The organism is Vibrio sp. STUT-A16, assembly GCF_026000495.1.
Taxonomy (GTDB): Bacteria; Pseudomonadota; Gammaproteobacteria; order Enterobacterales; family Vibrionaceae; genus Vibrio; species Vibrio diabolicus.
Window position 1 is genome coordinate 39642 of record NZ_AP026766.1, and the last position, 25712, is coordinate 65353.

19 protein-coding genes are annotated in these 25712 nt (G+C 43.6%); 10 read left to right on the top strand and 9 right to left on the bottom strand.

Annotation, left to right across the window (positions count from 1 at the left end):
* Positions 1-193: 193 nt before the first annotated feature.
* On the top strand, positions 194-2827 hold the full coding sequence (locus OO778_RS16885; protein ID WP_264912248.1) for a bifunctional acetate--CoA ligase family protein/GNAT family N-acetyltransferase: 2634 nt from the start codon (positions 194-196) through the stop codon (positions 2825-2827).
* Positions 2828-2903: 76 nt separating this feature from the next.
* Here OO778_RS16885 and OO778_RS16890 read toward each other — a convergent pair whose 3' ends face one another.
* Positions 2904-3791 carry a LysR family transcriptional regulator gene (locus OO778_RS16890; RefSeq protein ID WP_005395465.1) on the bottom strand — a complete coding sequence of 296 codons (888 nt, stop codon included), beginning with the start codon at positions 3789-3791 and terminating at the stop codon, positions 2904-2906.
* A gap of 232 nt (positions 3792-4023) precedes the next feature.
* Here OO778_RS16890 and OO778_RS16895 point away from each other — a divergent pair, with 232 nt between their 5' ends.
* On the top strand, positions 4024-6105 hold the full coding sequence (locus OO778_RS16895; RefSeq protein ID WP_264912249.1) for a TonB-dependent hemoglobin/transferrin/lactoferrin family receptor: 2082 nt from the start codon (positions 4024-4026) through the stop codon (positions 6103-6105).
* 336 nt (positions 6106-6441) lie between these two features.
* Here OO778_RS16895 and galE read toward each other — a convergent pair whose 3' ends face one another.
* Complete coding sequence (gene galE / locus OO778_RS16900; RefSeq protein WP_074190671.1) at positions 6442-7458, bottom strand: UDP-glucose 4-epimerase GalE; 1017 nt, start codon at positions 7456-7458, stop codon at positions 6442-6444.
* Between the two features lie 54 nt (positions 7459-7512).
* Positions 7513-9471 (bottom strand): diguanylate cyclase, encoded by a 1959-nt coding sequence (locus OO778_RS16905; protein WP_264912250.1) that lies wholly within the window; start codon positions 9469-9471, stop codon positions 7513-7515.
* Positions 9472-9790: 319 nt separating this feature from the next.
* Between OO778_RS16905 and OO778_RS16910 the strand changes: the two genes are divergently transcribed.
* Genes OO778_RS16910 through OO778_RS16920 form a run of 3 tightly spaced genes read left to right on the top strand, consistent with a single transcriptional unit; the run spans position 9791 to position 12161 of the window.
* Positions 9791-10546, top strand: a complete 756-nt coding sequence (locus tag OO778_RS16910) for a 5-oxoprolinase subunit PxpA (RefSeq protein WP_264912251.1) — start codon at positions 9791-9793, stop codon at positions 10544-10546.
* On the top strand, positions 10546-11229 hold the full coding sequence (locus OO778_RS16915) for an allophanate hydrolase subunit 1 (RefSeq protein WP_264912252.1): 684 nt from the start codon (positions 10546-10548) through the stop codon (positions 11227-11229). The genes OO778_RS16910 and OO778_RS16915 overlap by 1 nt, the downstream gene beginning before the upstream one ends.
* Positions 11226-12161 (top strand): biotin-dependent carboxyltransferase family protein, encoded by a 936-nt coding sequence (locus tag OO778_RS16920; RefSeq protein ID WP_225461091.1) that lies wholly within the window; start codon positions 11226-11228, stop codon positions 12159-12161. The genes OO778_RS16915 and OO778_RS16920 overlap by 4 nt, the downstream gene beginning before the upstream one ends.
* Before the next feature lie 27 nt (positions 12162-12188).
* On the opposite strand, the gene OO778_RS16925 is transcribed toward OO778_RS16920, so the two are convergent.
* The 3 genes from OO778_RS16925 to OO778_RS16935 all read right to left on the bottom strand — a co-directional run bounded on the left by OO778_RS16925 (position 12189) and on the right by OO778_RS16935 (position 17129).
* A complete protein-coding gene (locus OO778_RS16925; RefSeq protein ID WP_264912253.1) occupies positions 12189-13628 on the bottom strand; it encodes an FAD-dependent oxidoreductase in 1440 nt (479 codons plus the stop codon).
* 352 nt (positions 13629-13980) lie between these two features.
* The gene (locus OO778_RS16930; RefSeq protein WP_264912254.1) at positions 13981-16437 is read right to left on the bottom strand and encodes an FtsX-like permease family protein; all 2457 of its coding nucleotides are present in this window, start codon (positions 16435-16437) and stop codon (positions 13981-13983) included.
* On the bottom strand, positions 16437-17129 hold the full coding sequence (locus OO778_RS16935; protein ID WP_074190665.1) for an ABC transporter ATP-binding protein: 693 nt from the start codon (positions 17127-17129) through the stop codon (positions 16437-16439). The genes OO778_RS16930 and OO778_RS16935 overlap by 1 nt, the downstream gene beginning before the upstream one ends.
* On the opposite strand from OO778_RS16935, the gene tesA reads away from it, so the two are divergent.
* The 4 genes from tesA (at position 17128) to OO778_RS16955 (ending at position 22830) form a co-directional block, all read left to right on the top strand.
* On the top strand, positions 17128-17730 hold the full coding sequence (gene tesA, locus OO778_RS16940; protein ID WP_005395483.1) for a multifunctional acyl-CoA thioesterase I/protease I/lysophospholipase L1: 603 nt from the start codon (positions 17128-17130) through the stop codon (positions 17728-17730). The two genes, OO778_RS16935 and tesA, sit on opposite strands and share 2 nt — an antisense overlap.
* An 82-nt stretch (positions 17731-17812) precedes the next feature.
* Complete coding sequence (gene fabV / locus OO778_RS16945) at positions 17813-19012, top strand: enoyl-ACP reductase FabV (protein WP_074190664.1); 1200 nt, start codon at positions 17813-17815, stop codon at positions 19010-19012.
* Positions 19013-19192: 180 nt separating this feature from the next.
* Positions 19193-21103, top strand: a complete 1911-nt coding sequence (locus OO778_RS16950) for an EAL domain-containing protein (protein ID WP_053808423.1) — start codon at positions 19193-19195, stop codon at positions 21101-21103.
* Between the two features lie 71 nt (positions 21104-21174).
* The gene (locus OO778_RS16955) at positions 21175-22830 is read left to right on the top strand and encodes an ABC-ATPase domain-containing protein (RefSeq protein WP_074190662.1); all 1656 of its coding nucleotides are present in this window, start codon (positions 21175-21177) and stop codon (positions 22828-22830) included.
* Between the two features lie 82 nt (positions 22831-22912).
* On the opposite strand, the gene OO778_RS16960 is transcribed toward OO778_RS16955, so the two are convergent.
* Together OO778_RS16960 and OO778_RS16965 are read right to left on the bottom strand one after the other, a co-directional pair.
* Complete coding sequence (locus OO778_RS16960) at positions 22913-23533, bottom strand: DNA-J related domain-containing protein (RefSeq protein ID WP_074190661.1); 621 nt, start codon at positions 23531-23533, stop codon at positions 22913-22915.
* A gap of 201 nt (positions 23534-23734) precedes the next feature.
* On the bottom strand, positions 23735-24574 hold the full coding sequence (locus OO778_RS16965; RefSeq protein WP_005376329.1) for a 2OG-Fe(II) oxygenase family protein: 840 nt from the start codon (positions 24572-24574) through the stop codon (positions 23735-23737).
* Positions 24575-24817: 243 nt separating this feature from the next.
* Here OO778_RS16965 and OO778_RS16970 point away from each other — a divergent pair, with 243 nt between their 5' ends.
* On the top strand, positions 24818-25414 hold the full coding sequence (locus tag OO778_RS16970; RefSeq protein ID WP_074190660.1) for a DUF2238 domain-containing protein: 597 nt from the start codon (positions 24818-24820) through the stop codon (positions 25412-25414).
* Here the strand turns inward: OO778_RS16970 and cutA are convergent.
* A complete protein-coding gene (gene cutA / locus OO778_RS16975) occupies positions 25376-25708 on the bottom strand; it encodes a divalent-cation tolerance protein CutA (RefSeq protein WP_041853070.1) in 333 nt (110 codons plus the stop codon). The two genes, OO778_RS16970 and cutA, sit on opposite strands and share 39 nt — an antisense overlap.
* Positions 25709-25712 lie beyond the last annotated feature (4 nt).

Sequence of the window (25712 nt, forward strand, 5' to 3'; positions counted from 1 at the left end):
GATAGCAGGGCCGTTTATCAAGCATCAAATACAATAATCTGTGATTTTGATGTGATGAATAACACAAACTCCATAAGCATCGCCCACATTTTATGCAATGTCTGGTCTGAAGACGTTTTATCAATAAATTATTCGTTTATGATTGATATGAAACCGATAGGCAAACGTTACTTGCAAACGGCTAGGAGTCAGCATGAATAAACTACATAAACTCTTTAAACCCAACTCTGTGGCCGTTATTGGGGCATCTCAAAAAGCATTGCGAGCAGGACATGTAGTTATGCGCAACCTTCTACAAAGTGGGTTTGGTGGCGCGATTATGCCAGTAACGCCGCGATACAAAGCGGTATCCGGAGTTATAGCCTACCCTGATGTGGCTTCCCTACCCTATACGCCAGATATTGCGATTTTATGTACGAACGTTTCACGCAACGAGCAACTGCTTAAAGAGTTAGATGAGAGAGGCACACCGTTTGCGATTGTTATCTCTGATGACGCCCAGCCTTTAAATATTTCATCATTGAATATTCGAGTTTTAGGACCAAACAGCTTAGGTATTATCTTGCCTTGGCACAATTTTAACTGCACGTTTTCTCCTGTTGCGGCTAAGCCCGGAAAAATTGCGTTCATCTCACAATCTGCGGCGGTTTGTACCACAGTGTTAGACTGGGCAAATGATAAGAATATTGGCTTTTCTTCGTTCATTTCGATTGGACGCGGACAGGATATCGATTTTGCAGATTTGCTTGATTACTTAAGTATGGATGGGAATACGGAAGCTATTCTGCTTTATGTGGATAACATCCAAGATGCTCGACGATTTATGTCTGCTGCGCGAGCTGCTTCACGTAACCGCCGTATATTGGTATTAAAAGCTGGCCGCTCTAAAGAGATGAATACTTTCGAACAGCAAGATGGTGATACGCTTGATGTAGTTTACGATTCTGCCATCCGTCGAACTGGTATGTTACGAGTCAGCAATACGCATGAGCTCTTCGCTGCGGTAGAAACACTCACGCATTCTGTTCCACTTCGTGGGGAGCGTTTAGCGATCGTCACCAATGGCGGCGGCCCTGCAGTTATGTCCGTTGATACTTTGATTGAACGTGGTGGCCAACTCGCAACACTTGATGACGCTTCCATTGAGCAATTACAAGCAGTGCTTCCGTCCAACTGGCGTGCTCGAAATCCGATTGATCTGTCTGGTGACGCAACAAAAAAACGCTACATTGATACCATTAACGCACTGATGAATAACGACTGTGCAGATGCGATCTTGATTATGCATAGTCCTTCTGCGGTTTCCGCCCCTCTTGAAACTGCTCAAGCTGTTATTGAGGCGATCAAGGCTCACCCTCGGCATAAGCATTTTAATATCTTGACCAACTGGTCAGGAGAACAAACGTCGAGAGAGGCACGATTGGCATTTACTCAAGCTGGCATTCCAACCTATCGAACGCCGGAAAGTGCGGTCGTTGCATATATGCACTTGGTTGAGTATCGACGAAACCAGAAGCAATTAATGGAAACGCCAACGACGGCTGAGCCATTGCACTCTGGAAGTGTGAGTTCTGCAAAAGAATGGGTAAATGAACGACTACTGGATAAAAACACAGTTACTTTGGATACGCATCAAACCAGCCCATTATTTAAGCTGTTCGGGTTTAATGTTCTGCCAACATGGATTGCATCTGACGAAATTGAAGCCGTGCATATGGCAGAAAATATCGGATACCCTGTTGCGGTTAAGTTGCGATCTCCAGACATTCCTCATAAATCGGATGTACACGGTGTCGCCCTGAATTTAAGAAACAGTCGAGAAGTTTCCAACGCAGCGCTATCCATTCTAGATACCGTAAAGCTAAGTTACCCTTCTGCAAATGTACATGGTCTGCTGGTACAAGGTATGGCAAAGCTCGGCAGCGCTGAAGAGCTACGGATTAGTATTGCAGTAGATAAGGTCTTTGGACCTGTGATCTTGCTTGGTCAAGGCGGCTCGGAGTGGAATATCGCCCAAGATGCCGTCGCTGCACTTCCTCCTTTGAACATGACGCTTGCGCGCTACCTTGTCGTTGTGGCTTTAAAGTCTGGAAAGATTCGCCTGCAGAAACACAAAGATGCGCTCGATATTAGTGAGTTGTCGAAATTCTTAGTTCGTATCTCCCAAATGGCGGTTGAGTTGCCAGAAATACAAAGACTGGATATCCATCCAGTATTGGTGTCGGGAAGCGATTTAACTATCCTCGATGCGGACATCACACTGTGTAAATACGAGGGAGATGCGCAAAAACGTCTGGCGATTCGTCCTTTCCCGGCAGAATTTGTCGAAACTGTAACGCTTCGAGATGGCCAACCTATCCTGCTTCGCCCTATCCTGCCTGAAGATGAGCCGCTGCATGCTCAATTCATTAATAGCGTATCGAAAGAAGATCTGTATAAGCGTTTCTTTTCTGAGGTTGGTGAGTTCAACCATGAGGCTTTGGCAAACTTCACTCAAATCGACTATGACCGCGAAATGGCGTTTGTTGCGGTAGCGTTTAATACCGACGGACCGTCTATCATAGGCGTAGCCCGCGCATTGATTACCCCAGATAATAGTGATGCTGAGTTTGCTATTTTGGTTCGTTCAGATTTGAAAGGAAAAGGCTTAGGTAAAGTGCTGATGCAGAAAATTATCAGCTATTGCAAGATTAAAGGCACAAAGCAAATGTCTGGAATGACCATGCCTACAAACAGAGGGATGTTGATGTTAGCTCAAAACCTGGGATTTGAAGTCGATGTTCAGTTTGCCGATGGTACGGCAGATATGGTGCTTCCTTTAAATTGAAAAATAAAGCATTAGCGATAACTTTACTTCTTAGATTCGATAAGCAATGGGAACCTAAGAAGTAAAAGTTACGTTGTTACTTTAGTTTCCAATTCTTTTTCAAGTATTGAATACACCAGGATTTCGCCTCACCCATGGTATTTCGGCGCCATGCTAAGATAATATCCATCGGCTGCTCTTCTGTACCTTCGATTCGCTTCAATACGCCACTATCAATCAAAGGTTGTGCAATTTGGCTTGGTAACGTACCAATGCCTAAACCTGCAGTGAGCGCATCTACTTTTGCCGTAAAGTTGGTGACGGTCAAGCGAGGTTGTTTTTGAATGATATTAATTGAGAGCGCAGGTTGTTCGCGTGCAGTGTCTGCAATGGCAATGATTCGGTACTTTTCTCGCGCCGCCTCATCAAACTTACCACTACGCTTGTGAACATAGTGATCAGCTGCCGCTACCCAAAACATGCTCATTTTACCAATTTTTTCTGATTTGACTTCTTGAGGAAGTGTATCCAGTGATGGGCAAATCAGTAAATCCGCTCTACCTGTATTCAGCGATTCCCAGCTACCAGCCAAGATCTCTTCTTGCAGTCTGACTCGTGTTGAGCTTACTTCAGCCAATGCATCAACCATAGGGAAGAAATTGGATATAGGAATAATGCCATCAAAGGCAATGGTAATATCCAGTTCCCAACCATTCGCCAATAACGTTGCATCATTCACTAACTTTTCACTGGCTTGTAAAATGGCTCGTCCTCTTTCAAGGATGAGCTTTCCTGCTTCAGTAAAATGGGCTTTGTGGCCAGAGCGATCGAAGATAATGATGTCTAAGTCTTGCTCGAGTTTCTGGATCTGATAGCTCAGTGATGACGGGGCTCTATCTAACTCATTCGCAGCAGCTGCAAAACTCCCTCTTCGGTCAATGGCATCCAGAATATGGAGCGCTTCTAACGTAATTGGACTCTGCACATGGCCTCTCTTAATGTGATTTTTGTCACATTGATTGTATTTGGATGATCTTATCAAGAACTAACGTTAAACAATATAACACACTGATAACTAAAGACTAGAAATGCTCATAACCTAAGAGTTCTACTCAAGATAAAACCACAAATAACAATGGTAATGATAGTAATTATTATTTAGATCCATTAATATCCCGTTTGTTGTTACCTATTATGGATCTAAGGTATTGAAGCCAATGTATAAAAAAACCATTTTGTCAGCCTCTATTCTGATTGCACTATCCCAAGGTGCCTACGCTGAAGATCATTCAACCTTCAATGAAGTGGTCGTGACTGCGACTCGTACTAATAGCCAAATCGAAGACACTGCTGCTTCTGTTGCGATCGTTACTGATAAGAACATCGAAGAAAGCATGGTCACTGGCTTAGATGATCTCTTTGAGTACACGCCAGGAGTCACGGTTAAGACAAACTCTCGCCAAGGTGTCCAGAGTATCAATATCCGTGGTATCGAAGGCAATCGAATTAAAGTTCTTGTGGACGGCGTATCTCAAGGTAACCAGTTCGAATCAGGGAATACGTTCATTAACTCTGCTCGCGTTAACGTGGATACCGACCTAATAAAAGCGGTTGAAATTGTAAAAGGTGCAGCATCGTCTCTACATGGTTCTGACGCAATTGGTGGCATTGTTGCATTTGAAACTAAAGATCCGGCTGATTTCCTTAAGGGTCGTAACTTTGGTGGCCATGCGAAGTTCAACTACTCTTCCGAAGACAATACATTCAGTGAATCTGTGGCATTAGCGCACAAAACTGGCGACTTGGAATCTTTACTTACTTATACGCGTCGCGACGGCAATGAACTGGATAACTTTGGAGATCTAGCAGATGCAGATACAGAAGCGAACAACTTACTGGTTAAGCTTCAGTACCAACTCAATGATGCACATCGTGTTGAGTTCAATGGGAATTATATTCGCAACAAAGGCAACGGAAAGCAGTCTTACAACGGTTATACTAATGCAACAAGTGAAGATGTAACAGAACAATATCAAGTTGGTATAAAACATATTTGGGAGATGCAAACGGCCGTAGCGGACTCCCTTACCTGGCAACTAGATTGGCTTAGCAAAGAAGAAAACGGCATTACTGATCGTGTTAAAGGTCAGAATAACCAACGTAAAGACTACATCTACGAGGATGAAGGCTACCAGTTTGATTCTCAGTTCGACAAATATCTCATGCTTGGTAGTACAGAGCATTACTTTGTGTACGGTGCATCCTTCAGTGATAAAGACATTAAGAACGTTAACAAAGAGTACAACAGTGCAAGCGGAAACAAAGAAATTTTCTATATCCCTTCTGCGAGCGAGCGTCGTTACGGGCTCTTTTTACAAGACGAAATTACGGTAGGTAACTTTACGATTACCCCGGGCGTACGGTGGGATGCATTTGAAACCGATCCAGGTGACACAAGCAGCAACCCAAGTGGTAACGCGGCTAGCGACTACAAAAAGTTTTCTGATTCTGCATTTACAGGCCGCTTAGGTTCTGTTTATAAGCTTAATGAACAACATCGTTTATTCGCGCAAATCAGCCAAGGTTTCCGTGCTCCAGATTTCCAAGAGTTGTACTACTCCTTCGGCAACCCAATGCATGGCTATATTTTTAAGCCAAATCCTGATTTAAAAGCAGAAGACAGCATTTCGTACGAATTTGGTTGGCGACATAATAATGACATTTCTAGCAGTGAAGTGTCAGTTTTCTACAGCGATTACGACAACTTCATCGAAAGTAAAACCGTCTCTGGCACTTGGACTCCTGTGACTGACCCTGCGATTCTGCAGTACGTAAATATTGGCAAAGCGACAATTAAAGGAATTGAGTTTTCAAACCAACTTTCGTGGAACAAGTTCATGCCAATCGAAGGATTTAGCTCTCGTGTAGCAGCGGCGTATACGGAAGGTGAAGATGGAAACAATAATCCACTAAACAGTGTTAACCCTTGGAACCTTGTCGCTGGTTTTAATTACGATTCAGAACAAAACTGGGGAACCACGTTAACCATTAACTACACCGCATCTAAAGATAAAAGCGACATAAATGACGATAAAGTGTTGCCTATCTCCGCAGCTACGGTTGTAGATATCACCGCGTACTACAAACCTATTAAAGACCTTACGTTGCGAGCAGGTATGTTCAACGTAACAGATGAAGAGTACTACAATTGGAATGATGTGCGTGACCTTCAGACAGAAAACAAAGATCTGACTCAAGCTGGGCGGAACTGGTCAATTACAGCTAAATACGAGTTCTAAAGCCTCCGAAAACACAAAAGCCAGCTTAATGCTGGCTTTTTTTATGGCTTTCATTTCAAAAATGTAAAGAAAAGTATGAAAAATGAAAGTTTACTGTTTTGCCATCTCTTTTTTCACCATTACTGCTGCTGCAATGATAAAAGTGATGATCAGACCGAGTTCCATGAACTACCCCAATAGCTATGAGAAAATTTATAACCCAAATTAAGAGTCGGACATAGTTTAACAGCTCTATATAGACTTGCTACCTTTTAACCAGTAATTTACGATTTTTTCCGATTTGGATCAAAAAAGACGCAATCATGCGTCTTTTTGTTATTATTGTGTAAATCAAAATTAGGCGTCTGGGTAACCTTGAGGGTTGTTAGATTGCCAACGCCATGTATCACCAGTCATTTCTTCTAGAGTGCGAGACGCTTTCCAACCTAACTCATTCATTGCTTTTGATGGATCAGCCCAACACTCCGCAATATCGCCTGGACGACGTTCAACAAGTTGGTATGGAACATCTTTACCACTTGCAGTTTCAAATGCTTTCACCATTTCAAGCACACTGTAGCCATTGCCAGTGCCAAGGTTGTAGACATGAAGCCCAGCTTTGTTACCTACTTTTTCCAAAGCAGCGACGTGACCATCGGATAAGTCCATCACATGAATGTAGTCACGCACGCCGGTGCCATCTTTCGTTGGGTAGTCGCTACCAAATACAGAGAGGAACTCTCGTCGGCCCACTGCAACTTGAGAAACAAACGGCATTAGGTTATTTGGAATACCTTGAGGATCTTCACCTAACTCACCAGTTGGATGTGAACCTACAGGGTTAAAGTAACGAAGAAGTGTGATGCTCCAATCTGGATTCGCTTTTTGGAAGTCCGTTAAACATTCTTCCACCATTAATTTACTGCGTCCATAAGGGTTAGTTGCGCTAGTTGGAAAGTCTTCTGTGATTGGAACAGATGCAGGATCGCCATAGACAGTTGCAGAGGAGCTAAATACCAACGATTTAACTCCAGCTTCGCGCATTGCATCAACCAATACCAAAGTGCCATTCACATTGTTGTCATAATACTCTAGGGGTTTTGCTACGGACTCACCGACGGCCTTTAAACCTGCAAAATGGATAACCGCTTCGATATCGTGCGACTTTAGAACCTCTACCATTGTCGATTTATCTCTGATATCGGCTTGAATGAAGGTTGGCTTTACGCCACATACCTTTTCAATGCGATCTAAGACCGTAGACTTACTGTTGTACAGGTTATCTAGAATCACTGGCGTCATACCAGCTTCGATCATTTGAATACATGTATGGCTACCAATATAGCCCATACCACCCGTAACAAGTACTTTCATTTTATCATTCCTTCTGACGCGAATGGGTTTAGTTTAAAGCTTTGACGTTACGATTTAAACAGTCTCCTGCAATTCGCATCCCATTAATATTGCTTGGCCTTTTCCGGCTTTTTTAGCTTGGTACATTGCAGTATCTGCACTTTTTAACACTCGAGTGGCATCTCGCTCATTAACACCGACCAATTTTACGCCGATGCTAACGCCAACCTTGAGCGAGTTACCTTTGTACTCGATTGGTGTGCATACGCCTTCGAGCAGTTGTTCTGCAATTCGGGTGACGACTTTTTGGTTGGCAGGATTAACCAACATGACAAATTCATCACCCGAAAGTCTTGCGATTAAATCACTATGTCGAGTCGCAGATGTTAGACGCTCGGCTACTTTTTTCAGAACTTCATCACCTGCGTCATGGCCATAGGTATCATTAACCTCTTTAAAACCATCGAGATCGAGGTAAAGCACCGCAAATTCGTCACGTAAGTATCCCGACCGTTGTACTAATTCTTCCAACTCTAAATGGAACTTGGAGCGATTCGCTAACCCCGTTAATGCATCGTGATGAGCTAAGTACTCAAGCCGTTCCATCTCTTTTGCGCCAGAAAGATCGGTAAGAACAATGACCAGGTCGTAGAACCCATGGTCTTCACACTTAACGATGCGATTAACCCTTGCAAACATCGGCACAAAATGGCCAAGATGGTTCTGCTCAATAACTTCCCCTTGCCATACCCCATAGTTTTCTATCGATTCAATGATGCTAGGCATCATTTCCTGCAACTTGCGCCACTTTAGTGTTTGGATAAATGACTTCCCAATAAGCTGATCCATCTCTAGTCCAACTAACTTAGTGACCGCAGGGTTAGCCATTGTGATAACACCTCGATGATTAAGAACGATGAGGCCATCTTGGCTGCTCTCAAAAACACGCCCCGCAACACGCTGCCTGCTCATGGCCTCTTCAATTTCGGTGATATCTTGAATTGAAAACAATAAGTGTCCATGTGTGGACAAACGACGACTGGTTAAACTCAACTGCTGTTCGTTGTCTGCATTTTTGAGGTGAATGTCATCGCATTCTAACCCCCTACTTAGGATTTGGCTCAGCTCATTCGGTGTTTTCGTTTTAATTAGATCACGGATATTGGCATGCTCAAGTTCCTCTGACTTTTTTTGAAATATCTGCCGAGTCGCAGTATTACAGTAAATAACACGCCCGAAGTTGTCGGTAATAACTAATGCATGTTGAATAGATTCAATGACTTCTTCTGAAAACGCCCGCTTTTGTTCTAACATTTCTAATGAATGTTGCCGCTGTTTCTCGCGTGTTGTTAACTTGTTCATCATTTGATTGAAGGAATGTGCGAGTTCTCCAATTTCATCCTTGGAGTAATAGCGAACTTGAGTATCCGTATTTTGTCCGTGTGTCACACTCTCTATCGTATGACTCAGTTCTATAACAGGTTTGAGAACAAGCCTATCGATACTTATGTAAAAGATAGTGCCACTAGCGAACAGCAACAGAAGAAGTACAGCACCATCTCGAAGTAAAGATTGTTGGGCTTCTATGATTGGACGATGGGAAAGCGTAACCCTCATACTGCCAATGACACGACCATCGTGAATAATTGGCTCTAGAACATAAAGAAATTTGGCTGATAAGGCATAACCTAGCGCGTGTAACTTGCTTCTTTCAGTTTGATTAGGTACGGGAGCTGATACCCCACTTCCTTCAAGAACAACGAAAGGCTGATCATCTTGGTCGTAAAGTTTAACCCGCGTAACATTCGGCTGGTTTAAAAAGTTGATGAGAGTAGTTTGAGCTTTTTGCTTGTTCTTTGTCGTTAGCGCATCTTTAATTGAGAAAGAAACATTGTTAATCAACTTTCTCGTTTGTTCGACCAACTCATGCTTAGACGATTGGTATGCTGTATACGAGGTATAACCTTTTGAGATAACAAAGATAGCCGTTATAAAGACCAAAATTGGCCAAATAAGCTTTGCTCGTAATGACATATGTATTCCTGTCGCAGACAACCACTAAAAATGACAGAAGCGTTGTTATGCAATCTATTACCCATTAAGGGCGACAAGATTAACACGATGCCAATGCAAAATAACCTTAAATTCTCAAAAATTGGATGGAAAAGGAACGAAATACCTTAAAATTCGGATCAACTCAAATAACGGCAACATCTTTATGGACTAAAGTGATCTTTTTCGTCAGCCATCAGATCATAAACCTCGCTTTCATGATAGAAGAATGAAGTGAGTCACTGAACCTAGATGCATTTTCCTGCATCGTGAACCCATTGCTTGTGTAGAAATAAAACGTATGACATTGAATAAACAGCAACTTACATTGAACTGTGACATGGGTGAGAGCTTTGGCTCTTGGATTATGGGGGCAGACGAAGATGTTATGCCTCATGTTGATATGGCAAACATCGCGTGCGGCTTTCATGCTTCCGATCCTAATGTCATGCACGACACTATCACTCTCGCCAACGACAACGATGTTGATATTGGAGCACACCCGGGCTACGCCGACCTCCAAGGCTTTGGCAGGCGCAGTATAAACATGACGGGTGATGAAATTACTAACATGGTTATATACCAAGTAGGCGCTTTACAGGCACTTTGTAAGGCTCAATACACAGATATCAGCTATATAAAGCCTCATGGCGCGTTATACAACGACATGATGAAAAGTGATGCGATATTTAGATCAGTTGTAAAGGCGGCAGCTTTATTCAAAGTGCCGTTAATGATTCTAGCGTCACAGGAAAACGAAAAATACTTAGAAATCGCAGATGATTATGACGTTCCCTTGCTGTTTGAAGCATTTGCAGACCGTTTGTATCAAGATGACGGATTACTTACACCTAGGACACAGCCTAATGCCGTGTTAAAGAATGAGCATGCGATACTTGAGCAAGTCCGTACGTTAGCAGACTCTGGGCGTGTCAAAACCGCTTCTGGCGGCTACATTTTACTGGAAGCCGATACGATTTGTGTTCATGGTGACAATGAAGAGTCGATCGCGCTGATCCAAAAGATCCGTCAAAGCCTATACGCGGGAGGAAATTAATGCATAAAGAGAAATTTAGTATCTCTTTGATCTCTGAGTGCAGTATTTTCATTAAGTTTGACGAGAATATCTCTGAAAATGCGGTCGGAGAACTTGCTCGAAACATCAAAGACACTTTAGCGTCAATCATTATGAACGTGGTCCCCTCCTATCAAACCATACTCATTGATTACTTGCCTTTTCGAATCAATGAAAAAGATTTAGTGCATAAACTGCATCAAATGATCAGTCAGTTTGATACTCAATCGCTCAGCTTTGTTCAACCTAACCACATCACTATTCCCGTATACTACTCTGAAGAAACCGCGCTAGATTTGTCCCGCTTTCAAGATCGTGGACTATCATTAGACGCGCTCATTTCTTTACATACTCAGGCCGAGTATGCGGTTTCAGCGATTGGTTTTGCTCCAGGTTTTGCATTCCTCTCCGATGTCGATACTCAATTACATATGCCAAGGTTAGCTACACCAAGAACGCGAGTACCAGCCGGAAGCGTGGGAATCGCAGACTCTAAAACGGCCGTCTATCCATCAGATAGTCCTGGCGGATGGAACATTATCGGTAGAAGCCCGCTTCCCCTTTTCTCTGATACGCCACCTTTTATACCGTTTGAAGTAGGTGACAAGGTCACGTTTAATGCCATTTCCAAACAAAAGTTTATCGAGTTAGGAGGTGTTCTATGAGTTACGCTGGATTGCTGGTGGAAAAGTCAGGGCCACTTTCTTTGATTCAAGACTTTGGTCGTTTTGGCTTAGCGCATATTGGCGTGACTCAAGGTGGCCCCGTAGATGATTACGCCTACAGTTGGGCAAACCATTTACTTGGTAACGTAGTCAATTGTGCTGCGATTGAAATTACTTTGGGGAACGCTTGCTTTGTCGCACTACATAACTGCCATCTTGCAATATGTGGTGGTGATTTGAATGCAAAAGTAGATGGTGAGCCTATCTCAAATTGGTCTGACTTTACGTTGAAGAAGGGGCAGAAGCTGCAGTTCGGAGTCGCAAAAAATGGACTTCGATCCTATCTTGCGGTTAAAGGTGGATTCGATATTGCTCAGCACTTAGGAAGTGCCTCTACAGTCACGAGAGAATCTCTTGGTGGTTATGACTCAAATGGTGGCGCTTTAAAAGCAGGCGATATTCTTCCCTTTTTTCCTCATAACTTACCGAAACACAAACCAAGGCTTATGACATTTCGCTTTAAGCCGGATTACAACTTACCCATTAAGCTGAGAGTGATTGAAGGCTATCAAAATGAGGACTTTGATGAAGACACTCGCCAAGCCTTTTATAGCAACGCATTCACCATATCCCCTGATTCAAATCGAATGGGCTATCGTCTTGAGGGAAACAAAATCAAACCGCCTTACGAAGGCGTACTGTCGGAAGGAATTGCGCTAGGATCGATTCAAGTTCCTAACGATGGTAATCCCATTGTGTTGCTCAACGATCACCAAACCATCGGTGGCTATCCTAAGTTTGGCTGTGTAGCACGTATTGACCTGCCAAGGCTGGCACAGGCGAAACCCGGGCAAAAAGTGAATTTTGTGAAAGGAGATAGACAAGGCTTGCAAGAAGTATGGTGCCAATGGGCTCAGTTTTTTGGATATTAATACAACCTCTGAGCCCATACGTAACTATTATGCCGGCATCCCATAACGCTCTGCTAACGCTTGCGGATAGTCTCGCTCTTGCGTGAGTTTAATCGCGTACTGCTCAATTTCTTGCTCAGACCAATGCACAGCGACTGGATGTTGTGATTCCACGTTTTGGTTAGGTTCGATATCAAACCAGAACTGAAGCATTTTTTGCGCTGCGAGTAGTGTTGATGACGCTTTTACCACTTCTATTCGTGCGTAATGGTTGTCTTCAAAGGTCACATCGGCTGCCCTGAGTACCGGATCCGTTCCAGGAATTTGCTGGGCACCAAACAGGGCTTTTCCCCCTTTGATAGCAGAATGATAGTCGGGAATGAACTGCGCCATGTGTTTAATAGCATTATTGGTTCGTTCTTCTAAGACTTCTTCTCGCCAACCGTTACGTATCTTTGAGAGTAAAGGTACTGGCAGTTCAGGCTGAGCAGAAGACGGCGTACTCTCAACTAAGCCATCTTCAAATAGCGTAATTCCTTTCGTCATGCCGTGAAGCTGAAAATAACCATTACCATAGGGGGTCAGTTGAGCCATTCCTTTATCAGTTCCACGCGGTCCATGGAAAATAACTTCTGGCCACAGTTGTTGACAGTCTGCCCACTTGGTTACGTAAGCGGCTTTAAACTCAACTAACCTATCACGCTTGGCACCGATGGTATTGTCAATGGATCCTGTTTCAAAACCACATGCATTGACCAAGTAGTCACATGTCATAAGATAATCAATGCCATCTCGTTCGTAACCAAGTTGCCAGTGATTACCCATCCAGTCCGCTTGTTTGAGCGTTGCTTGTGTGCATACTGAGGCGTTTGGCAGAGCGTTCAACGTTAAGTTGGCAATTGCGGCAAGGCGAAAAACACTCCAGCCATATTCCTGAACCGCCACAACTGGGTACTTTAGCGCTTCTAGATCAGCATGTTGAGCAAAAGGAATACACCACTCATCAAAGGTTGCAGGGTGACTTGGTTGAGTACGTTGTGCGAGTGCTTCTAGATCCTCTTTTGAATACAATTTGTAGTATTCGCTTGGCTCACCAAGCACTTTGTTGCTTTGATCTTTATCAACGAGCGTTTGATAAGCATTTTTCACCACCTCTAGTCGAGGAATCAGTGCGGATGGATCTCCACCATCAGAATAAGGGACTGCAATGATCGTCGGGCGAATATTCAGTGAAAGCGGATATAGGCGAACGGTATCAATGGATTGTGCTAACAAATCTAAACATTGTTGCTCAGAAATCTCTCGATATAAGTTGCCACCTGCATGTAAATGGCAAATGGGCGGACCATTTACCAGTGATACGCCCTTCTCTATTACGGAAACTTTAAAACCCAGCTCCGCAAAATGAATTGCTGCTGTTGCACCTGCGACACCGCCACCAACAACAGCGATGTGCTTATCTTTGTAATTTGGAAACTCAGACTTCATTGCTTCACTAAAAATTTTATAAGGAAAATTCTTTACTAACGGTGGATTCTACTCGTGTTTGGGCTTGATTAAAATCACAAAAAGTTCATGGGTTTGCGAAATATCCAACTGCGCCTTTATGGTGCGTTAAAGTAGAAAAAAATTGCAAAAAAGTACTTGACGACATGGTTAGGAAGACACTTTTTTATGCCTATGTGAATAACAATTTCACTGTAAGACCCATGGCGCAAAGCCTGCAGAAACACCCCACTTTTTACCCCATTTAGTTATCCCAAAAGTTATCCACTGTTTTTGTGGATAACTAAAATAAAAGTGTCATGGAGTGTTCCGCATTTAATAACATTTGCAGTGATTAAGTGTTTACTGGCGTTAACAATCTTTTCAACAAACTCATTACGACAAGTGCCAACGTAACAAATGTTGCCAGTGGTAAAGCTATCCACAATTCGGGGTGAATTTGTGCGTTCAGATCGAAGCCATATGTCATTACCGCGGCCACACAAACTTCCGCAGCGAATACCGCGACACCGCTAGCTATCAACGCCATAATGCCGTATTCGGCCCACAGAGTTGTATTGATCCGTTTTTTACTTGAACCTAATGTGCGATACAAACGGATCTCCTGCTGACGTTGGGATAAGCTTAATCTCAATAGCGTAAAGATAAGTAGCAACCCCGCAACCACGCCTAAAAGAGAAAGAATAGTGATTGCCGATACGATTTGTTGAATCAAGCCCTGGATTTTTTCGCCCATGGTACGAATATCTAAAACAGATACCGTTGGGTGAGATCGAGACATAGACGTTAATAGTGCTTCGTTCCCTTCATCAATTCTATAACTGATAAGGTAAGAACCCGGTAGATTAGCCATAACGTCGGATGAGAAAATAAAGTAAAAGTTAGGCTTCATATCACGCCATTCAACATAACGAATGGTATCTACTACCGCATCGTAGTTCTGGCTATTAATAACAAAGCGCAGTTTGTCACCAAGTTCGATGCCCAAGTCATTTGCTACATCGGCTTCTACGGAGACACTCCCCTTATTTGTCCATTCACCCGCAAGCACATCATTATACTCTGGCAGGCTGTCTCCCCACGTAAGGTTCAATTCACGACGTATTGCGTCAGAGCCTTCTCCTTCGTATTCAATCTCTTTGACGTTTTGACCATTAATCTCTGTCAATCGACCACGAATAATTGGATAAGCTTGTGACCGTGTAACCCCATTTTTATCTAAGGTTTCTAGGTAGCTATCGAGTTCGTAATCACCAATATTTAATGCGAAGACATTTGGCGCGTCTGCAGGTAAGGTTCTCTCCCAATCCGCGAGAATATCGCTGCGCACAAGCCAGATAATAGATAGCAGCATCAAGGACAACGCCAAAGCACCAAACTGCAGGCCACTGGTTACTGGCGTGCGGTTGATACGACTCAACGCAAGCTTCATGGCAGGTTGTGTTGAAATACGCGCAAACAATTTTGTGAGTGCGACGCTCACTGCAGCAAGCACTACAAACAGTACTGCAATACCAATAAGAACAATCCAAACTAAGGTATTATCAGCATAAAGCAAAAGTAATGGGACGACGGGAACTAGAACAAGCAACATTCGCTTCCAAGAACGTTGAGCTTTGCCCTGCTGTAGCACTTCTAAGGCTGGAGTTTTAATCAAACCTAGCAATGGTATGCCAAGGGCAGGAACGGTAATCAGGACTGCTGAGATAAACGACACTAGATAAGGAGTGACGCCGTAACTAGGTAGTGGCTCTGGTAATAAGTCTTTGAGTGGAATGCGCAATAAGTACTCCAGCCCACTCCCCAACAATAACCCAACGACACTGGCGCTAATGAGCAGGATTGTGACTTGAATAAACAGCCATTTTTCAATCCATCGTCGACTTGCGCCAAGGCTTTTTAGCATCGCAATGGTTTGTGTTCGACTATTCACATAGTTTTGGCAAGTAAGAACCAATGTTGTCGCTGCCATAATGATGACAATCGCAACCGTTAGAGACAAATACTGCGTCGTTCGTTCAAAGACCTCATTGCTACGACTGGCAGTATCTTGCGTGCGCCAGCGATCACTAGGAGAAAGAACAGTATCTTCTTGCAGGCCTTTTAGCGTTTTATCATCGGCTTGTAGAAACAGACGGTATTGAACTCGACTCCCGACTTGAATTGCTCCTGTTTTCTCAACGTCTTTTTGATGGATGTATGCAGAAGGCATTTGCTGAAATGGGTTAAAGCTTAACCCAGGTTCCATCAGCACTGCACCTGAAACCGTAAAATCGGCATCGCCTATAGTGACGCTGTCACCCGACTTGACGTCTAGTTGAGCTATAATCCGCTCATCAAGCCAGAGTTGGTTCTCTTTAACGCGACCGGATGGGTTGTTGTCTAGTACCAGTTCTCCCATTAAAGGGTAATTGTCGTCCACTGCCCTTACGGAAATCAACTGCATACCATTGTCGCTAAATGCCATCGTGGCAAATCGTGTCATCGTCGAACGTTCTAGGTTTTCAGTCGAGGCTAACAACGTGTCAGGTATAGGATTAGCAGACACAAACACCGCATCCGCTGTCAATGCATCCTTCCCCTGTTTGACGATCACCTGCTCCATTCGCTCCGCTAATGCAGAAAGCGCAAAGATGCTCGCAATCACAAGAATAAGAGCAACGCTAATAGGCCAAAGGTTCCCCTGTCTTATTTCGCCGAAACTCCAACGTATTAGGCTTTTGTTTGACGAGTGTTTTATTGCACTGCTTCTTTCTGTCGATGTTGCTTCGCTTGATGATACTGCAGACATTACACCTCCTCCTTAAGCTCACCCGCCTCCATACGATAAATACGGTCACATCGACTTGCTAGATGACTATCGTGTGTAACTAATATCAGCGTTGTTCCATGCTGCTCATTAAGATCGAATAGCAGCTCAATCACTTTGTCTGCGGTTTGATGGTCAAGATTGCCGGTAGGCTCGTCTGCGAACAACAGTTCAGGCTGTGTCATAAAGGCACGTGCTAGCGCGACACGTTGTTGTTCACCACCAGATAATTGACTTGGAAGATGATCGACACGTTTTTCCAATCCAACAGCGGTTAATAATTCGGCGGCTCTTGCTTCATCTTCGGCTTCACCACGTAAAAGACAAGGAAGCGTGACATTGCGTAATGCACTCAAGCTCGGGATTAATAAGAAACTTTGGAAAACAAAACCCAGAGAGTCAGCGCGAATTTTTGCGCGAGCTTCATCGTCAAGTTTTGATAACTCATGACCTAACAAGGTAATTTCACCTGATGTTGGTGTATCAAGGCCAGCTAACAACGTCATCAACGTTGACTTACCCGCACCGGAAGTACCGACGATGGCGATTTTTTCTCCTTTCCTGATGTCAACATTTACATCTTTGAGGATTGTTAATTGCTCTTGATTAGTAGAGACTTGTTTAGAAACCAAATTGGCTTGAACAATAGGTGCATTAAGTACAGGTGTTTGCATGATTCGTATACTTTCCTTAGTTCTATTTTTTTGTTTTTCCGCTACTGCACATGCGAGCGAAAAGCTACTTGTCTTAGGTGATAGCCTGAGCGCGGGCTATCAGATGCCGATCGAAAAGAGTTGGCCTAGCTTACTCCCTGATGCCTTGTCAGAACATGGTCAAGATGTAACAGTTATTAATGCCAGCATTTCTGGCGATACCACAGGCAACGGCTTAGCTCGATTACCACAGCTGCTAACCCAGCACAGCCCTGATATGGTGCTCATTGAGTTAGGTGCCAACGATGGCCTAAGAGGTTTCCCTCCTAAACTTATTACGTCGAATCTCTCAAAAATGATTACCATGATAAAAGATTCAGGTGCGGACGTTGTCATGATGCAAATTCGAGTGCCACCTAATTATGGTAAGCGCTATAGCGATATGTTTTACGATATCTACCCTAAGCTCGCACAACATCAACAAGTTACCTTGATGCCATTCTTCTTGGAGCATGTGGTCATCAAACCCGAGTGGATGATGGATGATGGCCTTCACCCAAAGCCTGATGCACAGCCTTGGATTGCTGACTTTGTTGCTCAAGAATTAATTAAACATCTCTAATTTTAATGGTCTAGCTCAATAAGTTTTACTTAACTTTACGTTAATCTATTTTCAATTCCACTCATCGAGGATAGATAACAACATGCGAATAGACCCTTTAATTCAAGGTGTTGTTGCTCGCTCTGCTCACCCTCACGGGTGTCATGCATCCATTAAAGAGCAAATTGAATACGTAAAACACGCCCCGCAGATCAAAAGCGGTCCAAAACGGGTTTTGATTATTGGTGCTTCCTCTGGTTTCGGGTTAGCGGCTCGTATTGCCCTCACCTTCGGAGGTGCTAAAGCTGATACCATTGGTGTCTCCTTCGAGCGCGGGCCTTCAGACAAAGGCGTTGGAAGTGCGGGTTGGTATAACAACATCTTTTTTAAACAAGAAGCAAATCACGCGGGGCGTACCGCCATCAATATTGTTGGTGACGCATTCTCTGACTCTGTCCGCAATCAAGTGATTGAAGCCATTGAAACGTACTTTGAAGGTGAAGTTGATTTAGTCATCTATAGCTTAGCGACGGGTGTTCGACCTAAACCAGAGTCTGATGAGTTTTGGCGCAGCGTCATTAAGCCTATTGGTGAGCCTGTCACTGGCGCTTCAATTATGCTGGAGAACGATCAGTGGGTAGAAACCACTTTAACTCCCGCAACAGAGCAAGAGGCCGAAGCCACTATCAAAGTGATGGGCGGTGAAGACTGGGAAAGCTGGATTGATACACTGATTAATAACGACTCAATTGCACAAGGCTGCAAAACCATCGCGTTTTCTTACATGGGACCAGACGTTACGCACCCTATCTATCTCGATGGTACGTTAGGTCGAGCGAAAATAGATTTACACCAAACAAGTCACTCGCTGAATCTAAAACTGGCCAACTTTGAAGGCGGTGCTTACGCAACAGTGTGTAAGGCGTTGGTGACGAAAGCCAGTGTGTTCATTCCTGCGCTAAGTCCCTACCTATTAGCGCTTTATCGAGTGATGAAGGAAAAAGGTACTCACGAACGCTGTATTGAACAAATGCAGCGACTGTTTACCACTAAATTGTACGATCAAGATAAAGTGCCTGTTGACGGCGAACGCTTAATCCGAATAGACGACTTAGAGCTTGACCCGCAAGTACAACAAGAAGTCCATGCTCTTTTAGAGCAAATGAACGCCAATAACTTTAAAGAGATTGGTGATTACCAAGGCTTTAAAGATGAGTTTATGAAGCTAAATGGCTTTAACTTTGAAGACGTCGACTATTCGCAAGACATTTCTATTGAGTCGCTAAAATCGCTTAAACCTTAATGCTTGTTATCTGTTTCAAGTATGAGATATGTGATAACTATTCCTAGTCCTGAACACTTTTCAGGACTTTTTTTTGTTTCAAGCCCCAGCCACCCTATACTTAATTAAAAACCGAGAACAAGATAGAGCAGTCTACATTTTAAATTCACAGGAAGTGAAACCACGTAAAGGATGACCTATATGGGGAGATTGCAAACATTAGATTATGAAATCCCTGAGTCTATGCAAAAAAGTTGGCAGGAAATCGTCAACTTACTGGCTCAAATAACGCACGTACCCACCACATTAATCATGCGTATCCATCCAGATCGTATTGAAGTCAACACATCCAGTGAAACTCAAGGTAACCCCTATCGTACCGGCGATGCTGAACTACTCGGCAACGGTTTGTACTGTGAGCATGTCATTGAGCATAAGAGCGAACTCATGGTTCCTAATGCGCTCGAGGATGAAGAATGGTGCAATAACCCTGACATCAAACTAGGCATGATATCTTATTGTGGTTTACCGTTATTCTGGCCAAACGGAGAGACGTTTGGAACCATCTGCATGCTTGATTCCAAGAAGAATGAATACAGCGACACTTACCGCCAATTGCTCGGAACTTTCAAAGACTCAATCGAAGCGCAGCTCTCCGTCGTGTATCAGCAACACAAACTCCAGCGTCTTAATAATGAACTCAAAAATAGAGTTGAGAACCGTACTACGGACCTAGCGCAGTTGAGTTACTCCCTAACAAAAGAGATTGATCGCCGTAAGGCCGCAGAAAAACAAGTGAGCTACCAAAAAACACACGATCAGGGAACCGGATTCTTAAACCGCGCAGCACTGGAAAGTGTTGTCGGAGAAACGCTCGGAACGTTGGATCATAGCCAGCAATCACTGCTTGTGATAAACATTGGCTTTAGTAATGCTCGCAGTATCCAAACCCGTTATGGCTTTGAGGCCTTTGACGAGATATTAAAAGAATTTCGGTATCGCCTTGGTAAACGAGAATCGAGTTATTTCGTTACCGGAAGGCCAAGCTCGAATGACCTTGTATTACTCATTTGGGGCAACGATATTGATATGAAATTGCGTAAGCTATTGGATGATATCACCAATATTGGCTTGGGAAGCTTTTATATTAAAGACACAGAGGTTCACCTCAACTCTTATATTGGTGTTGTACAAGCCCACCAAACCAGCAATGCCAAACAACTTCTTCAAAATGCATGCTATGCCATGCTGCTGTGTAAAGAGTCTGGCGAAGCGTATAGTTATTTTTGTGAAAGTCATTCGAATGAGCTAAACAACCACAATCAATTGGAAAGCTACTTATTGCAAGCGGTAAGAAATGACGACCTGATGCTGTACTTTCAGCCCAAAGTTCATCCCCATACTCACAAATGGATTGGCGCAGAAGCATTGCTGCGCTGGAGACACCCAATACTGGGAGACGTCTCTAACGAAGCATTAATACATATGGCTGAACAAAACGGACTTATTTTTGAAGTTGGCTCTTTTGTTCTTCGTACCGCGATAGACAAAGCTAAACAGTGGTCGGAGTTAATTGATAATTTCAAAATTGCCGTTAACGTCTCTCCAATTCAATTACAAAACGTGAACTTTGCGGAGCAAGTGCAACACCTACTCGAATCCTTCCATTTACCAGCACATTTTCTCGAACTCGAGGTGACCGAGAGCGCTTTAATTGCCGATGAAATAGTAGCACGCACAACGCTAAACAAATTGCATGAACTGGGCGTGACATTGTCACTTGATGACTTTGGTACAGGGTACGCCTCTTTCAGCTATTTGAAGAAATACCCATTTGATGCCATCAAGATTGATAAGAGCTTTGTCCAGCAAATGGAAAAGTCGGACGATGATCGTGCGATCATTTGCTCTATCATACACATAGCTAAAAAACTGGACCTCCAAGTGGTTATTGAGGGCATTGAATCCCCCCAACAAGAGCAGTTTCTTATTGGTGAGGGTTGTGATATTGGGCAAGGCTTTCTCTATGGTAAACCGATGCCTTGTAATGAATTTGAGCAAAGTTTGTTTAATCAGCGTCTTTCAGGCGGACAATACGCCTACTCTTCCTAAGCATTCTCTTTACTAAGGTGGCGGTGGTTTCTATAATCGCCGCCCGCTTCTATTAAAAGGCCAATATCTTCATGGATCAGTTGACTGCCACGCTTAAGAAAATTGAAAAGCAGAACTACCGCGCTTATCAGCAAATCAAAGGTCAATACGACTTCACTGATTTCACTTTGTTCATCGATCACGTACAAGGAGATCCGTATGCTTCCGCGTCACGTTTTCGTGCAACTCGCGCCTGGTCCTTGACTGGTCTGGAATGGTTAAAAGACGAGTCCCCTGCTTTTCAACGAGCAGCACGTGATTTTATTGCGCGCAGTTTTGAGCAGTTTGCTAAACAAGAAAACTCCGTATCCATTTCATTGAATGGCCAAACTGTGTTGGATAGCACCGCAGTATTGTTTACCGAGGAAGGTATTGAACTGCGTTTTCGAGTTAACTTGCCTGCTGAAGGTCGTTCAGTGTTGGGGAAAAAAGCCAATAACATACTGACTTTCCATTTGCCTAAGTTTATCCGTCGAGCGACCTTAGAACGTGAACTCGACAAAGCAGCATTGATTGAGCATTGCCAAGTTGTTGAAGACCAAGATGCCCTGCGTGCACAGTTGGAAGCCAATAACCTAGTTGCGTTTGTCGCAAATGGCAGCATTCTCCCTCGAATTGCCGGTAACTGTGATCTCCCAATGAAAGAGGCGGTTGAATTCAAAGCCCCTGAATCGCTGCAAGTGACTTTACATGCGCCAAACAAAGGCCATGTCACGGGATTAGGGATTCCAAAGGGCATTACACTTATCGTAGGTGGCGGTTTCCACGGTAAATCTACCTTACTGAATGCGATTGAGCGTTCGATTTACGATCATATTCCAGGAGATGGTCGTGAATACATCGTAGCTGATGACAAAGCAATGAAGATCCGTGCCGAAGATGGTCGATGTGTGCATCATTTGAACCTGTCGAATTACATCAACCATTTGCCAATGGGTAAAGATACAGCGGACTTTTCGACTCAAGATGCATCAGGCTCAACATCACAAGCCGCTTGGCTTCAAGAGTCTATTGAAGCGGGTGCGAGCACGTTATTGATTGATGAAGACACCTCTGCGACGAACTTCATGATTCGAGATGAACGTATGCAGGCATTGGTGGCAAAAGGTGATGAACCAATTAGCCCTCTTGTCGATCGCATTGGTCAATTGCGAGATGATCTCGATATCTCTACCATTATCGTTATGGGTGGTTCAGGCGACTACTTAGACGTTGCCGACACAGTCATTCAGATGCACGACTACCAAGCGGTTGATGTGACAGAAAAAGCGAAAGAAGTGATCGCTCAGCACCCTACTCAACGTCATAACGAATCGGAAGAACGTTTACAAACCTTCCCGCCTCGCGCCCTGAATCGCGTTGCTTTGATGAATATTCTCACTGACGGTAAATTCCGTGTGAATGCGAAAGGCAAAGAGTCACTTCGGTTTGGCAAAGAGTTTACTGACCTTAGCGCTTTGGAACAGATTGAGTCCGCTGATGAAGTCAACACGATTGGCTGGTTATGGTTTCAAATTGCTCAGCTTCCAGGCTGGTGTAATCATCCAGCGAAGGAAATTGAAGAAATGCTGTCTGGTGAGTGGCATGCATCGCTTCCTAAGCAAGGAGACTTAGCCAAACCACGCACACTAGACGTAATGGCTGCGCTTAATCGCATGAGAAAATCTCAGTTTAAGCCTTCATGCTAGTTTTGATACGCTGATTGAGATAATCCAATGAAAAAAGGCAGCTAATAGTTAGCTGCCTTCCTTTATCTTTATTCATACCGAATCATTCGTTTCTCAGTACATTCCACGCTTCACAAAGAATTCTAAACCTTTCTGCATCACCATTCTCTCTATCTGGGTGCCAACGAAGCGCGAGTTTTCGCCACTGCTTTCTAATTTCTGCGGGTGTTGCATCAGGGTTAAGCTCAAACAGTGACAGTGCCTTTGTCTTATCTACACTTGCAACAGACGAACCACCAATGAATTTTTGATAAGTGGTCCAAAACTCATTCAACAATCGACGCACTTCATCTTCGTCCGCTTCGTAGTTGCGCCAATCCAGGTAATATTCACGCAAAGGATCGTTAATATCAACGATATGCCTCGAAGCTTCTAACGAAGACATCAGCTGGATATTCATCGCTTCAACTTGCAGCCAGGCATCTGGGTAAAGCGTTTCTTGCAGTTGGTATAGCGCGTTCATGATTAAGAAATTTCGTTTGAATAAATCCTTATCAGGAGAATCATCCAATTTCGAAATGTAGCCCTGTTCACTCAACTTGCTGGCTAAGGTGTGAACTTTCCAATCGGAAGGCTGCTTTCTAAGAATTTCTAGCATTGGCCAAAGCAACGGGTTTTCTATTGCATGAGTCTCAATACTACTGACCGTGCGTTGTCCTTCCATTCATCCTCTCTGTTTAATATTGAAGCATCACACTAATCTCAGAGAAAGCTGCTCATCTGTACTGGTAAAAATGCTTGCTGACGCGTATTTCAGGCCTAATTTCTGTGGCACCGAATGAAGCGTGGGTATCATTTTGTACCATAAACAACAAAAGGCCGATAGTCATCAACCATCGGCCTTTGTAAGGAGATCACGTAAAGGTTAAATAACCCCTAGTTCACGTAAACGTTCCATAAGGTAGCTATGTGCGGTGTAGCGCTCAGACAAAACCACTTCTGGCTTTGGATGCAAGAACAACGGCAATGAAATACGCGACTTTTCTTGACGGCCACCCGTTGGGTTGATTACACGGTGAGTCGTTGAAGGAAAGTAACCGCCCGACGCTTCTTGAAGCATATCACCAATGTTGATGATTAAGTTTCCGAAGTCACAGGGTACATCTATCCAATCACCTTCTTTGCTCTTTACTTGTAGTCCAGGCTCATTAGCAGCAGGCAAAACCGTTAACAGGTTAATGTCTTCATGCGCAGCAGCACGAATAGCGCCTGGCTCTTCTTCCCCTGTCATTGGTGGGTAGTGAAGAACGCGTAGTAATGTTTTGTCGCTGTTATTGATCATTTCTGACAACGCGATAGAAAACTTCTCTTGAACGTCCTTAGGTGCGTACGCTTCAACCCAGCCTAATAGCTCCTGAGCAAATGCATTCGCCCGCTCATAGTACTCTAAGATTTCAGCTTTAAGTTGCTCTGGGATCTGGCCCCAAGGGTAAACATGAAAGTACTCTTTGATGTCTTTCACTTTGTGCCCTTTCGCTACTTCAGACACAGAAGGTGGGAAGTAGCCATCTTGGGTGTCTACGTTAAAGTGAAAATCATTCTTTTGATCTGAACAGAAAAACTCATGCCAGTTTTTGTAAATTGACTCTACAAGCTCTTGTGGAATCGGGTGGTTTTTCAACACACCGAACCCTGTTTCGCGCAGAGAGGTAACGAACTGTTGAGCAGCATCGTCAGCAAGATAATCGACAGTTTCCAGTTTCATGGCTTTACTTCTTTTTTTATTAGACTGAATCACGGATTCTATGGATGGGCATGTTGTAAATCAAACTTTAATGAAAAGTGCACGCGCAAACGTTTTAATGTTGAGCAGTTTGGCAATAAATCAACATTTTCAGTGATCAAAAACACCATCAAAATAACAATTGCACACCGTTCAATTAAGTGTAATCATTACCCAAGTCTATGGAGTCCCACTGTAAGATAAATTGAAGGATCAAGTAACTCTATGAAAAGCACCTCGACACTCTTAGGATTGACGATTTTTTATGCCATCGTGTTTTTATTTTCTGCGTTAGAACCTAACTCACGTGCCGTTTGGTTTGCAGAGATTATCCCAGCAATTGGTATTCTTGTTGCTATTTGGGTAATCTCGATTCGCTATCAATTCAGTAATACGGCTTACCTTTTAATGTTCATCTGGCTCTGTTTGCACACTATCGGAGCGAAATATACGTTTTCCGAAGTACCATTTGACTGGTTTAACGACATGATTGGTTCAGATAGAAACAACTTTGATCGCGTTGCGCACTTTTCGATTGGCCTTTATGCGTATCCGATAGCTGAATACTTGATACACAAGAACAAGTTCAACAAAACGTTCTCTTGCTGGTTTGCTTTGTTTGCGATCATGTCGCTTGCAGCAGGCTATGAGATTATCGAATGGTGGTATGCAGAATTGGCTGGCGGCGATGAAGGAATCGCCTTTCTGGGCTCGCAAGGTGACATATGGGACGCCCAGAAAGATATGTTGTGCGACACCGTAGGTGCAGCGTTGTCGCTATTTTTAATGTCGGCTCAGCGTCGATTTTCTCAGCCACTCTAAATAAGGGTTAAACCCATCAACAATTGGAACCTGTACGATCTGTGCTACTTCATATTCGTGCAGGTTTTCTATTTTCTCTTCCACCAATTCATAGAGCTCTCGGCGAGTTTTGATCACCAGCAACCATTCGTTGTCAGTACAAATCTCCCCTTTCCACACATAGTGACTTTCAATAGGCATCGTTTGAATACACGCGGCTAATTGGGCATCTAGCAAACCTTTAATGATCTGATCTCGATTTTTTTCGTTGCTGGTTGTGCTTAACACCATGCAGTAGTCATGTTTTATACTCATTTTC

Excerpts from the sequence above, each read along its gene's own strand:
- OO778_RS16955 (WP_074190662.1), top strand. The coding sequence starts at position 21,175 with ATGGATCAGTTGACTGCCACGCTTAAGAAAATTGAAAAGCAGAACTAC.
- OO778_RS16905 (WP_264912250.1), bottom strand. The coding sequence starts at position 9,471 with ATGTCATTACGAGCAAAGCTTATTTGGCCAATTTTGGTCTTTATAACG.
- cutA (WP_041853070.1), bottom strand. The coding sequence starts at position 25,708 with ATGAGTATAAAACATGACTACTGCATGGTGTTAAGCACAACCAGCAAC.
- OO778_RS16925 (WP_264912253.1), bottom strand. The coding sequence starts at position 13,628 with ATGAAGTCTGAGTTTCCAAATTACAAAGATAAGCACATCGCTGTTGTT.
- tesA (WP_005395483.1), top strand. The coding sequence starts at position 17,128 with ATGATTCGTATACTTTCCTTAGTTCTATTTTTTTGTTTTTCCGCTACT.
- OO778_RS16895 (WP_264912249.1), top strand. The coding sequence starts at position 4,024 with ATGTATAAAAAAACCATTTTGTCAGCCTCTATTCTGATTGCACTATCC.
- OO778_RS16960 (WP_074190661.1), bottom strand. The coding sequence starts at position 23,533 with ATGGAAGGACAACGCACGGTCAGTAGTATTGAGACTCATGCAATAGAA.
- galE (WP_074190671.1), bottom strand. The coding sequence starts at position 7,458 with ATGAAAGTACTTGTTACGGGTGGTATGGGCTATATTGGTAGCCATACA.
- OO778_RS16910 (WP_264912251.1), top strand. The coding sequence starts at position 9,791 with ATGACATTGAATAAACAGCAACTTACATTGAACTGTGACATGGGTGAG.
- OO778_RS16970 (WP_074190660.1), top strand. The coding sequence starts at position 24,818 with ATGAAAAGCACCTCGACACTCTTAGGATTGACGATTTTTTATGCCATC.
- OO778_RS16935 (WP_074190665.1), bottom strand. The coding sequence starts at position 17,129 with ATGCAAACACCTGTACTTAATGCACCTATTGTTCAAGCCAATTTGGTT.
- OO778_RS16885 (WP_264912248.1), top strand. The coding sequence starts at position 194 with ATGAATAAACTACATAAACTCTTTAAACCCAACTCTGTGGCCGTTATT.
- OO778_RS16950 (WP_053808423.1), top strand. The coding sequence starts at position 19,193 with ATGGGGAGATTGCAAACATTAGATTATGAAATCCCTGAGTCTATGCAA.
- OO778_RS16915 (WP_264912252.1), top strand. The coding sequence starts at position 10,546 with ATGCATAAAGAGAAATTTAGTATCTCTTTGATCTCTGAGTGCAGTATT.
- OO778_RS16930 (WP_264912254.1), bottom strand. The coding sequence starts at position 16,437 with ATGTCTGCAGTATCATCAAGCGAAGCAACATCGACAGAAAGAAGCAGT.
- OO778_RS16965 (WP_005376329.1), bottom strand. The coding sequence starts at position 24,574 with ATGAAACTGGAAACTGTCGATTATCTTGCTGACGATGCTGCTCAACAG.
- fabV (WP_074190664.1), top strand. The coding sequence starts at position 17,813 with ATGCGAATAGACCCTTTAATTCAAGGTGTTGTTGCTCGCTCTGCTCAC.
- OO778_RS16920 (WP_225461091.1), top strand. The coding sequence starts at position 11,226 with ATGAGTTACGCTGGATTGCTGGTGGAAAAGTCAGGGCCACTTTCTTTG.